The 11,627-nt window shown below is 51.0% G+C and carries 11 protein-coding genes; 2 read left to right on the top strand and 9 right to left on the bottom strand.

Going from position 1 to position 11,627, the window contains the following annotated elements; translation table 11 throughout:
• Nucleotides 1-2,114: ATP-binding protein (locus H6F80_RS07140; RefSeq protein WP_190790896.1), on the top strand; the 2,114-nt coding region annotated here is incomplete at its 5' end.
• 2 nt (nt 2,115-2,116) lie between these two features.
• On the opposite strand, the gene H6F80_RS07135 is transcribed toward H6F80_RS07140, so the two are convergent.
• The 8 genes from H6F80_RS07135 to rsmA all read right to left on the bottom strand — a co-directional run bounded on the left by H6F80_RS07135 (nt 2,117) and on the right by rsmA (nt 9,302).
• Nucleotides 2,117-2,860 (bottom strand): phytochelatin synthase family protein, encoded by a 744-nt coding sequence (locus H6F80_RS07135; protein ID WP_190790895.1) that lies wholly within the window; start codon nt 2,858-2,860, stop codon nt 2,117-2,119.
• An 18-nt stretch (nt 2,861-2,878) separates the two neighbouring features.
• Nucleotides 2,879-3,511: a Vat family streptogramin A O-acetyltransferase gene (locus H6F80_RS07130; protein ID WP_190790894.1), complete on the bottom strand. Its 633-nt coding sequence runs from the start codon at nt 3,509-3,511 to the stop codon at nt 2,879-2,881.
• Between the two features lie 107 nt (nt 3,512-3,618).
• Nucleotides 3,619-4,698 (bottom strand): class II fructose-bisphosphate aldolase, encoded by a 1,080-nt coding sequence (fba, locus tag H6F80_RS07125; RefSeq protein ID WP_190790893.1) that lies wholly within the window; start codon nt 4,696-4,698, stop codon nt 3,619-3,621.
• A gap of 319 nt (nt 4,699-5,017) precedes the next feature.
• Nucleotides 5,018-5,224 carry a hypothetical protein gene (locus tag H6F80_RS07120; protein WP_190790892.1) on the bottom strand — a complete coding sequence of 69 codons (207 nt, stop codon included), beginning with the start codon at nt 5,222-5,224 and terminating at the stop codon, nt 5,018-5,020.
• Entirely contained in the window at nt 5,212-5,406 is a 195-nt protein-coding gene (locus H6F80_RS07115) for a hypothetical protein (RefSeq protein WP_190790891.1), read from the bottom strand. Before H6F80_RS07115 ends, H6F80_RS07120 begins: the two co-directional genes overlap by 13 nt.
• 421 nt (nt 5,407-5,827) lie before the next feature.
• Entirely contained in the window at nt 5,828-7,747 is a 1,920-nt protein-coding gene (locus H6F80_RS07110; protein WP_190790890.1) for a tetratricopeptide repeat protein, read from the bottom strand.
• A gap of 46 nt (nt 7,748-7,793) precedes the next feature.
• A complete protein-coding gene (locus H6F80_RS07105; protein WP_190790889.1) occupies nt 7,794-8,225 on the bottom strand; it encodes a hypothetical protein in 432 nt (143 codons plus the stop codon).
• Between the two features lie 195 nt (nt 8,226-8,420).
• A complete protein-coding gene (rsmA, locus tag H6F80_RS07100) occupies nt 8,421-9,302 on the bottom strand; it encodes a 16S rRNA (adenine(1518)-N(6)/adenine(1519)-N(6))-dimethyltransferase RsmA (protein ID WP_190790888.1) in 882 nt (293 codons plus the stop codon).
• Between the two features lie 185 nt (nt 9,303-9,487).
• Between rsmA and H6F80_RS07095 the strand changes: the two genes are divergently transcribed.
• Nucleotides 9,488-10,231 (top strand): SIMPL domain-containing protein, encoded by a 744-nt coding sequence (locus tag H6F80_RS07095; protein WP_190790887.1) that lies wholly within the window; start codon nt 9,488-9,490, stop codon nt 10,229-10,231.
• A 53-nt stretch (nt 10,232-10,284) separates the two neighbouring features.
• Here H6F80_RS07095 and H6F80_RS07090 read toward each other — a convergent pair whose 3' ends face one another.
• Nucleotides 10,285-11,391, bottom strand: a complete 1,107-nt coding sequence (locus H6F80_RS07090) for a Gfo/Idh/MocA family protein (protein WP_190790886.1) — start codon at nt 11,389-11,391, stop codon at nt 10,285-10,287.
• Nucleotides 11,392-11,627 lie beyond the last annotated feature (236 nt).

The raw sequence follows: 11,627 nt of genomic DNA, 5'->3' as shown, positions 1-11,627 counted from the left end.
AAGCCCACTCTGCCCGCTACGATGCCGAATTTACCTATCAGCTCTATCTGAAACTTATGGAACTGAAGTCGCAGTCCTCCCTGAAAAAGGCGTTGAAAGATAAACCGAATCCCTTTAGCAGCAGCAAGGTTGATAATCCTTTTCAAGACCATCCTGACCTGAAGCAAATTTATCAGGATGAGTTTGAATTGCTAAAGGCAACGATCGATGATATCCGAGACGATCGCAATCATCAGAGCCAGGGAGCCGTAGTGATCGGGGAACCGGGAACGGGCAAAACGCACTTGATCATGCGATTGGCAAAAGAGCTGTTGCAGGTGAATCGTCTGCTGTTTATCGGTCAGCCGAATAATCCCGATAGTGTTCTCTATCACATCTACACGCGCATTCTCAAATCGTTTGTCGAAACTGTTCCAGGAAATGGCTTTACCCAGCTTGAGAATTTGTTAGCACACAGCTTTGTTAGAATTCTTCAGGCAACTTCCCAGCAAAGCAATAACGATGAAATCATTCTTTCGAGAATTGGAGAAAATCCGCTTGCGCTTTATAGTTTGGCGAAAGAAGGAACCGATTTGAAGCGCAAACTCTGGCAGCATATTGAGCGACGCACCAATGAATGGTGGACAAGCCAATATGGGTTATCGGGCTACTCGGCGCAGATTATTAAAGGCATCATCAAATTTTGCAGCTATACCGAACCACGACGCAAAGAATTAGCAACACGCTGGTTAGTTGCTCACGAGCTAGAGCGCGAAGATGCGGAATCAATCGGCTTAGAAAACTGGAGCGCAGACTTCAGCAAAGAGGATTTCTCATTAGAAGCAATCTCAGTATTTAGCAAGCTTTCTCTGCTCGATGAACCGCTAATCATTGTATTTGATCAGCTTGAGGGATTAGGACTGGAATGCAATCGAAATCTGCTGGAACGATTTGGCGAAGCCGTCAAAGAAATCTTTACCTACGTTCCGAATAGTTTGATTATTCTCAATCTGTTTCCCGATCGCTGGCAGCAGTTTCAAACCTTTTTCGATGGTTCAGTGATCGATCGCATTTCGCAGCACAAAGTCTTTCTAGAAGCTCCAACTAATCAGCAGATCAAGGAAATTTTGCAGCTTAAAGTGAGGGCGATCGGCATTGATTTAGAAAAGCTATTTACATCAGGAGAACTTCAGCAAATTCTCAGTCATCGTCCGATTCGAGCCGCCCTGAATCGAGCAGCAGACTACTATCGCTACAAGGCACGCGGAATTCCCCTACCGCGATCGGCTCAGGAATTTTCGGAATCCTATCCTTCCCCCGAATTCCCGATTTCTACGGAACAGCGACTCGATCGCTTGGAGCAGGAGCTCAGCAAATTTCGGCAAGCAATTCAGGCGATCGCAACCGGATTAGGCTCAATCTACAGCACAGAAACAAATGGAGAGACTCCCGTTTTTCAGCCGTTTCTGAATACTGAGTTCAACCCTCATCAAAACACTCATTATCAGAATGGAAATGCTCATCGCTCTGATGAAACTCTCATTGTCCGTCTTGATGCCACACGACAGGTTTTAGACTATCTGAAATCGCAGAGACCGGAACTTTTGCAGGACTATGACAAACTGCAAATTATTACGGACAGCGACGATATTGGCAAACTCACGACGATCGCCGAAGCTTTTCAGCTCATCCAGCCCTTTGAAATTGACTGTCTTCGATTAGGTAAGTCTAAATTGCCTGAAAATCGTGTTTTTCAGTCTGAGCTTAAGAAGGTGGCGATCGGATTTCTGCAAATCGACGGCAGCGGATTCACGAGCCGTTTGAAAAACTTCAACGAATTAGTTGTCAGCCACAAAGACACTCGGTTTCTTCTATGGCGTGATGGGCGACAGCCACCGATTACAGGCAAAGTAGGACGCGAAGAAATCGAGAAGTTGAACAATGCGGCGAATGGTGAATATCGACTGATGGAGGAAAACGATCGGATTGATTTTGAGCTGCTGTACAAGCTCGTGATCGATATTCAAAACCGAGATTTAGACGTTGATTTGCTTGCCGCACTGGAAGTCGTGACGGACGAGTTAAAAGATAACTGGCTGATTCAGCTTTTTCAGCCTGAGCGATCGCTGAACTGAAATTATTCTCGACCGACCAGACCTCGGCTGACCAGAACAAAGCCTCTGGTTTTTCCTGAAGTTGTATCCAGCGTGTCCATCGATCGCCAAAGCTCATCGGCTCTCACCCAAACGGGAGGATATTTGTAGCGGGCAACATCCAGAATCAAAAAGCGATCGGTTTCCGCATGATAGGCCGCGATCGGGGAAATGTGCCCACCTCGCTCCTGCCCAATTTCTCGACGCAAATAGTTAATCAGAATATAGTTCTGCGGCTGATTGAGGTTTTCGATCGCCAGCCTGCGAAACTCTTCCAGCGACGTATCGCCTGCATGGTGAACCTTGGCTTGCACCGAGTAGCTCTCGAGCAGTTTTCCCAGTTCTTCCAGGGTCAGCCCCTGCCGCTGCACCACTTCAGGCGCGATCACCTGTCGGGCGGCTTCACTGTCAAAAAAATTGTCCTGCGTGAAAACGCGATAGGGTTCATACTGAGGGGCGATCGGAGCGGGAATGCCCAGACTATTCAGGATCATCACCATACTGGCAACGCCACAATAGGCCTGATTCACCTGCGTCACAAACTGCGAGCTGAGATTCCAAAAATCCTGTCTGGCGGCACTCTCTATCAGCAGAGCTTCACCCTGCGGCGAGTTAAACGCAATCAGACGGTCGGGGAGGGCAAGGGTCTGGGCGATTGTCTGCCCAGCAGTAAGGCACAGCCCAGCAATGGCAAACTGAAGCAGCGCAAATCTTTTTTTGAGCATCATGAATTGACTCTCCTGAATTTATCGGCAGGCTGCGAGTGCTTCGATATCTGCATTCACGATCGCTTCCAGATTCCTCGTAATTTTCTCAATATCCCAGTTCCACCAGGCAATTTCTAGTAAATGCTGAATGATTTCATCTGAGAATCGCTGCCGAATTTGCTTCGCCGGATTGCCGCCGACAATCGTGTAAGGCAACACATCTTTCGTAACGATCGCTTTTGCTGCAACGATCGCGCCATCCCCAATTTGCACGCCCGGCATAATGACCGCCTCGTAGCCAATCCAAACGTCGTTACCAATTATCGTATCGCCCTTATAAGCAGAATCATCGGTCTTGGAAGCAACCCGTTCCCACCCCTGCCCAAAAATCTCAAACGGATAGGTCGAGAAGCCAGACATGCGATGGGTTCCCCCATTCATCACGAACTTTACTCCTCTCGCAATGGCGCAAAACTTACCGATCATCAGCTTATCCCCCACAAAAGGAAAGTGATATAGCACATTGCGCTCAAAGTTTTCGGAGTCTTCCGGGTCGTCGTAGTAAGTGTAATCGCCGATCGAAATATTGGGATTAGAGACTGTGTTTTGAATAAAACAAATCTGAGGAAATCCCGGCATTGGGTGCGGGTTCTTGGGATCAGGATAGTTCATTTGCTTTAGCACACCCCAAGCAAAAAACCGGATAGGACTAGCCTACCCGGAATCGAAGGAAAAGGATGATCAGATTGATTGATTAAACTAAACGGCAGAACGTTAGCTTACACGCCCACGGTCCGCTTGCTCACCTGAGCCAGTTCGCCTTTCACATACTTGGCAGCGTACTCTTCCAGGCTAATCTGCTTGATCTTAGACGCATTGCCTGCGGTTTCGAACTGCTGATAGCGATCGGCGCACACTTTCTGCATGTACTTGATCGAAGGCTTGAGGAAGTGGCGGGGGTCAAATTCCTTCGAATTTGCCGACAGAGCTTCACGGACTGCTGCCGTAATTGCCAAACGGTTATCCGTATCGATGTTCACCTTCCGTACACCGCTCTTGATACCCTTCTGGATTTCTTCAACGGGTACACCGTAGGTTTCAGGGATAGTACCACCGTGTTGGTTAATCAGCGCAATCAGATCTTCGGGAACCGAGGAAGAACCGTGCATTACCAGGTGGGTGTTGGGCAGGCGGCGGTGGATTTCTTCGATGCGGCTGATTGCCAAAATTTCACCGGTCGGCTTGCGGGTGAACTTGTATGCGCCGTGGCTGGTTCCGATTGCGACTGCCAGCGCGTCAACCTGAGTCCGCTCAACGAAGTCAACCGCTTCATCGGGGTCGGTCAGCAGCATGGAGTGATCGAGTTCACCTTCAAAGCCGTGTCCATCTTCTGCTTCGCCTTTGCCGGTTTCTAGCGAGCCGAGGCAACCCAGTTCACCTTCAACGCTAGCCCCGATCGCGTGAGCGACTTTCACGACTTCGCTGGTGACAGCAACGTTGTACTCGTAGCTTGCGGGGGTCTTGGCGTCAGCTTCCAGCGAACCGTCCATCATGACGCTGGTGAAGCCGTTCTTAATTGCGGAGTAGCAGGTTGCAGGCTCGTTACCGTGATCCTGGTGCATCACGATCGGAATATGAGGATAGGTCTCAACCGCAGCCAGAATCAGGTGACGGAGGAAATTTTCCCCAGCGTACTTGCGGGCACCACGAGAAGCTTGCAGAATCACAGGGCTATCTGTGGCATCAGCAGCCTGCATGATTGCCTGGATTTGCTCCATGTTGTTGACGTTGAACGCAGGAATGCCGTATCCATTCTCGGCGGCGTGATCCAGCAGTAGTCGCATTGGCACAAGTGCCATAGGTTTCCTCCTAGTTGGTGTGATCAGCTAATTTCGGCTTGAAATGAGAAATGCTTATGACAATCTTAAGATACTTTACACTCCCAGGTGAATTAATATCTTTCGGATTTCGGTCTAAGCGGCGAATGTGAACGCCAGCCTCGTTTTTAAGTATAAATGCTCAAGGTGATCTTTAGTCAAGCTTTGGTTTCAGGATGAATTGATTCTCCCTCAAGAGGTTATTTGAGGAGTCGCCACTGTCCTGCATTGCCCCCTAAATCCCCCATTGGTTACTGCCGCTCTAGAGGAGCGAGTGGGGGACTTTGAAGGCTGGGGGAGGTTAAGGTCGATCGCGTAACTCCCGCACAATTTCCTGCGCTAAGTTTTTGCTCCACACCTGCTCGAAGGGACAAGAGACGCGATCGTCTTCCCGCTCAAACCAACTCATCGCCTCTTCAAGCTGGCTCACTGAATAGGTATCGTTAATCAGCATTTTGGTGAGCAGGGTTTTGACGATGATCGCCTGAGCATCATTTAGAACGAGCATGGCTGATCCTCCTGCTGAGACGAGGCTTCGCCGTTCCCCCTCTGGGGTAATCGTGCATTAGCAAGACGTTCGGCTTTGCTGAGAATCACTAGGGCTTTGTCGATATCGCGCACTTTGATCGATCGAATGGAAGTCAGCAGAGAACGGACGAGGGCAACCTCATCATCGGAAAGGGTAATCATGTTTGAAACTCCATGAGAATCTAACTCAGATGCAGCAATGATTCTGGGCGTTTTTGGCTTAATTTCAATATAAATTAATTCGGCAATTCGTACAATATAGAAATTCCAAAAATAAAGAATAATCCTGAAACCCCGTTACGATCGTTGAGTTGCAGAGGCTAGGTGTGTATTAAGAATTTTCGATGGCTAGGAAAAAGAAAGCAGAGCTGCGCCTGTATATCTCGCCTAGTCTAGATAGGCTGTTAAAGACGTTAGCGGGTCTTAGTGATCAAACCGTGAGCAGTATTGTCGAGGACACTCTTAGGGAGAGCCTGCCTGAGCGATACAGCGAATTAATGAATACTCACAATCTGGGAAAGCTGCTAGAGGACGAGGATTAGGAGACGGTTAAAAACGCACATCCTGCTGACGACACCACCTTTCAGGACAGCCACCGTTTCAACCAGTTCCAGCCCCACGACGGCTCAGGCTTTGGCCTCAATGACTCGGAGAGTTTCTGCTGGAGCTGCTGCAAATTTCCTCGACATTTAACAGTGTTGGGATGATTGACTCCGAGCCGCTGTTCCAGGATAAAAATTGCTCGCTCGTAAAGCGGTTCTGCCTCCGAGTAGCGTCCCTGATTCTTGTAGAGTACTGCCAGATTGTTGAGGCTAGCGGCAACATCAGGGTGATCTTTGCCTAACTGCGCTTCACAAATCTCTAGCGATCGTTGAAGGAGGGGTTCTGCTTCCACGTAGCGTCCCTGATAGTTGTAGAGTACTGCCAGACCGTTGAGGCTAGCGGCAACAGCAGGATGGTCTTTGCCTAGCTGCGCTTCACAAATCTCTAGCGATCGTTGAAGGAGGGGTTCTGCCTCCGAGTAGCGTCCCTGATTCTTGTAGAGTACTGCCAGATTGCTGAGGCTTTCGGCAACATCAGGATGGTCTTTGCCTAACTGCGCTTCTCGAATCTCTAGCGATCGTTGGTAGAGCGGTTCTGCCTCCGCATACTGTCCTCGTTGCTTGAGATAATATCCTGCCTGGTTCAGCAATCGTGCTAATGCTTCAACCTGCTCTAGCTCATCGGGGAGATAGGGTTGAATCGACTCTACGTGAGGTAGCAAACGGGCACACTGTGTCCACTGGTCATAATCCACGAAAGGGAAGGCTGCATTCAGAGCGGCGACCGCCCGGTTCACCCACTGCTGCAACTGGTCATCAGTCATTCCTTGCCGCACAACTGCCTGTACCATGCGGTGAATGCTGTAGGACTGGGCAGTAGGCTCCAGTTTAATCAGCGAATAGCAAGCCAGGGGATTGAGGAGATTTGCCAGTTGCAGGGGATCTGTCTCCGCCTCTGCCAGGGCAGTTTGGACTCGGTCGCCCAGGTGTTTTGCTCCTTTCACCAACAGCTCATAGGGAATTGCATCGGCAGCCAGCAAAGCACTCCACTGAAGCACATCAGCGGCAGCAGGAGCCGTTTCCTGGATGGCTTGAAAGTTAATTGCCCAGGTCGTCGTCACCGAGGCGGGATAGTTGACTCCGGCAGGATGCTGTTCCAGCAGCTTGAATCGCTGTTGCTGATAGCTCGTCCAATAATCCTGAATGCGGATCTGCCGTTCGCGGATAAATGCGCCTGCCTGCTCCAATGCCAGGGGCAAATCGTCAAACTCTGCCGCCAATTGCGCTGCTGCGGTTCGTTCGGCATCGGTTCCCTGCTCCTGCCCGGTACGCTTCATCAGCAAGGCGATCGACTCCTGCCGAGACAGCTTCAAGACCTGCTTCACCTCAGCAATGCCCACAGCATCCAGGACGGGAGCGCGAGACGTGACCAGAATACAGCCCTGGGGATTTTGCGGACGGAATTTTTGCAGCAGTTCAGGGCGATCGGCGTTGTCAAAGATCAGCAGCCAGTCTTTATGATTCGCAAACCAACGCTTCACCGCCTCAATTTTTTTCTCGGTTTCCTGCGCCTCCTGCTGCGGCAATGCCAGGGCACGCGCCAGATTGCCAAAATCCGTACTCAGCTCCAGCTCGGTATCTGCCCTCACCCAAAACACCCACTGATACGGCTTCCCAAAATAGTGATAAGCATATTCCACCGCCATCTGCGTCTTGCCAATGCCGCCCAAACCTGACAGTGCCGTGGCGCGTCGCTGCTGTAGAGCCTCATGCAACTGCATCAGTAATGCATCGCGTCCAGTGAAGTACGGGTTCGGCGGAAAGGGAACGTTGAACGAAATCGGCTCCTCGATCGGTTGAGCGGCTTGCTGATAGTAAATGTTTTCAGCAATGAAGTTTGTATTATCTTCTGCCGTTCTAACCTGATTGTTCATTCCCCCGTAGTTGTTCTGCTGCGTCATTGTTTTGCTGCGTTTCGCTCATCGGGGTGAAGGCTAGAGAATGCGTTTATCCGTGATGGTGTTCTCCACCAATAAAGTTGGTGTTATATGCGCCTTTAATTACGTTCTGGTAATTCGTACCGCCGTAGTTGTTCTGCACGGTACTGCTGTTATCCTCTACCAGCATCAGCGTAATCTCATGGGCGATCGTCTGAACTTGTGTGGCAAACTCCGGGTCTTCATCCATCACCACGTCCAGATTTTTGGCGATCGTATTCAGAGCCGCTTTGTCGCCCTGTTCCACCTTCTCTAACGCAAAATCAATGTTGGGCGATCGACCCCGCAGCTTATTCCAGATCAGCTTTCGCAGCTCGTCCATTCTGGCAACGGCTCCTTCTGTCAGCTTCTCAGCCGCTTTGCCCGCACCCGCCTCAATAAATTTTTGAAACGCCAGATTTGCGATCACACTTGCCGTTATCGCGGTTACAGGTTCTACCATTGGTTTCTCCCAAAGATTGTCTCACCATGTCACGCAATACACCCAACGATAGCGAAATTCCAGGGAAAAACTCAAAGAGTTCAAAGTCTCCCACGAGTAGGGGATTTAGGGGGCTGCAAAGCCTGGAACACTAACAGAATCGCCTTATGAAAACACCGTAGCTCAGAATTGAGATCTAGGCAGGCAAAGCATCGTTTAATCAGAAGAACTATCGCGCGTTTCTTCTTCTATCGCTTCATCATTCACTTTCACATCACCCAAATCATCCCTTAGCGAATTACTTAGCGTTACCCAATTTGCGACGCTCAAATCTTCTGCACGTACCTGAGCATTAAGCTGCATTGATTCCAGAAGTTCAGTCAGCTTGTCGCGATCGATCACACTCTTCAGGTTATTTCGCAGCATTTTGCGCTTGGTGGCAAATCCTAGCTTTACCAGCGTATCGAGCTTGCGGGGGTCGGTTACAGGGGAGGCAATCGATCGGGGTGTGAGGCGAACCACTGCGGAATCAACTTTTGGCGGCGGTTGAAATGCTTTTGCTGGAACGTCTGCGATCCAGATGCAGTCCGCCAGATATTGCACGCGCACCGAAAGCGCACCAAAGGCTTTAGAACCCGGACTTGCCGTGATCCGCTCGGCAACTTCTTTTTGCATCAATAGGACGACCGACTCATAGGGTTCTGGGTTAGGGTGAGCGATCGTCCCCAGCAGCAGTTCCAGAATCGGTCCGGTGATGTTGTAGGGAATGTTGGCAACGACTTTGTTGGGATTTTGAAAGGCAGGAGCATTCGTCAGCAGTTCAGGCAGATTCAAGCTTAAAATATCGCCCTGAAGCAGCAGAAAATTCTCGGTTTGACCAAACTGTTTGACCAGCAGCTTGCACAAATCGCGATCGATTTCCACCGAAAGAACCGACTGCGCCAGGGGCAAAAGCCTGCGAGTAAGAATTCCCGTTCCGGGACCAATTTCCAGGACGCGATCGGTTGGCTGAAGGGCGGCAGCATTCACGATTTGCGCCAAAGCCTTTTCGCTCTGGAGCCAGTGCTGTCCAAATCGCTTTCGCGGTGAGTGAGTCATGTGTGAAGTCAAAATTTTGAGTCCGCCGTCCCGATTTTCATAACTCGCGGCACTTAACCGCAAACCTCTATCCTAGCGGGTTTCCAAAACTGTAACTAAAGTCACTCTGAGGCGATCGGCGTGGCAGAGTAGAAACATCCTGAATCCATCGTCATTCGATCAGGAACCCATGTGAGGAGATTACCATGTCGAAGATTACGTCTCGTCTTTCCCGCCGTACCCTGGGCATTGCTGTGCCGCTCTTGCTAGGGGTTGCTAGTATTTCGCTCACGCTACCTGTTCTCGCCCACGAAACCCAGCCAATGACACGAACCATTACCGTAACCGGACAAGGCACTGAGTCGATCGCCACGACCCTGACTCAGGTGCAGCTCGGTGTTGAAGTGCAAGGTAGAACGGCAGAAGAAGTGCAGCAAGAAGCCGCTCGGCGATCGTCGGCGGTGGTGGAGTTTTTACGGGGGCGCAATGTCAGCAAGCTGCAAACCACCGGAATCAATCTCAGTCCGCGCTACGACTACGACAACGGCAACCAGAGAATCGTAGGATACACGGCGACCAACACGGTGAGCTTCCGCATTCCCACAGAGCGGGCAGGCACTTTGTTAGACGAAGCAGTGCGGGCAGGCGCAACGCGGATCGATAGCGTATCGTTTATTGCAGAAGATGCGGCGATCGCAACCGCACGACAGCAGGCAATCCGGGAAGCAACGCAGGATGCCCAAACGCAGGCAGATGCTGCTTTATCTGCGCTGGGACTCAGCCGCGAAGAAGTCGTGAGCATTCAGATCAACAATGCCTTTATGCAACCGCCTCCAATGCCCCTGTACCGCCAGAATGTCGCGATGGGTGCCGCAGACTCTGCCCCTACGCCGGTTGTGGGAGGCGAGCAGGACATTCAGGCAACGGTGACTTTGCAGATTCGCTATTAGTTTAAGAGGGTGTTTGAGCAGGGTGGGGGTTTCTACATTGCCCCCTAAATCCCTCAAGGCTGGGGAACTAAATTAATTTCCTGCCCACCCTGCTTTAGCGATGCCGTGAGCGCGGTGAGAATTTCGACCAGTTCTGCTCCCAGTTCTCCGGGGGATATGGCAGAAGGGGTGTTGTGCTGCACGCAGTCGAGAAAATGGCGGCAGACCTGCTGAAGCGGCTCAAGCGACTCGATCGCAATGGGCTGAGATGGATGAGCGATCGGAGAAAATGGCATTCCTTCAGAAGAATTGGCAGACGCGAAACTGCCGGGCAGGAAGGTTAACGGCGATTCAGGATTTAGCTCGTCAAAAACCAGCGTACCGCGATCGCCTACTGCACAGAGTCGCCGCTGCTTATCAGGATTGCCCCAGCAAAGATGAATCATTGCCCGAAAGCCACTGGGATAGCTCAGGTTCACCCACACCAAATCAGAAATTCCCGGTTGCAGCCAGCTCATTCCCTGAGCCTGAACGGCGATCGGGCTTTCTCTCGTCCAGGCGTTGAAAATGGCAATGTCATGCACCACCAGATCCCACAAAGCATCGACATCCTGGCGCACCGGACCCAGGTGAGTTCGGCTGGCATAGCCATAGCGCAAATTACCCAGATCACCTGCCTGAATCCTGATCTGCCCCTGCTGCACTGCCGGATGAAATAAATAGGTGTGATCGACCACAAGCTGTCGCTGCTGCTGTATTGCCAGTTCACAAAGCTGCCTTGATTCCCGGGGGTCAAGCGTTAGCGGCTTTTCTGCTAGCACATGGCAGCCCTGTTGCAAAGCGGCTTTAATAATGGAGAAATGGCTGATCGCGGGCGTTGCCACAACGACGGCTTCGACTTCGGGTAACGCCAGGGCTTCTGTCCAATCGGTGAGCAAAGGGCGATCGTCTAATCGATGATGCTGTCCCAGGCGATCGGACAAAGACTGAAGCTGTTCTAGATTCGGGTCTACCACTGCCAGAAGTTCTGCTTGCGGCAGGGTGAGAAAATTGCGAACGAGGTGAGTTCCCCAGCGTCCCGCCCCGATGACAATCAGCTTAACAGGAGCGAGTTGGGCACGATCGCGCGAAAAATTGGGAGAGACAAAAGCAGCAGGAATCTGGGATAGACGAGCTGTCATAGCGGCTGGAGGCCAAATGCCTTTGGCGGCGAGTTTGTGAGCAAAGGGTTTGCTCCAGCGTGGCTCAATCGATCGCCCAACGTGACCCGCAATTCTGCGGAACTGTTTATGAGATTTGCTTAAAGTCGCTTAATGGAAGCAATTAATATAAACGGCTCAGAACGTAGTCACATAGCTCCAGCAGCGTTTGGCGCGAGTCTGAATCAGGCAGTTCGCTGAGGTTGGCGATCGCCTGC

The sequence above is a fragment of the Leptolyngbya sp. FACHB-711 genome (genome assembly GCF_014695615.1).
Taxonomy (GTDB): domain Bacteria; phylum Cyanobacteriota; class Cyanobacteriia; order Elainellales; family Elainellaceae; genus Leptolyngbya_A.
Note: the sequence above shows the minus strand (reverse complement) of the source record. Positions and strands in the feature narration are given on the sequence as shown.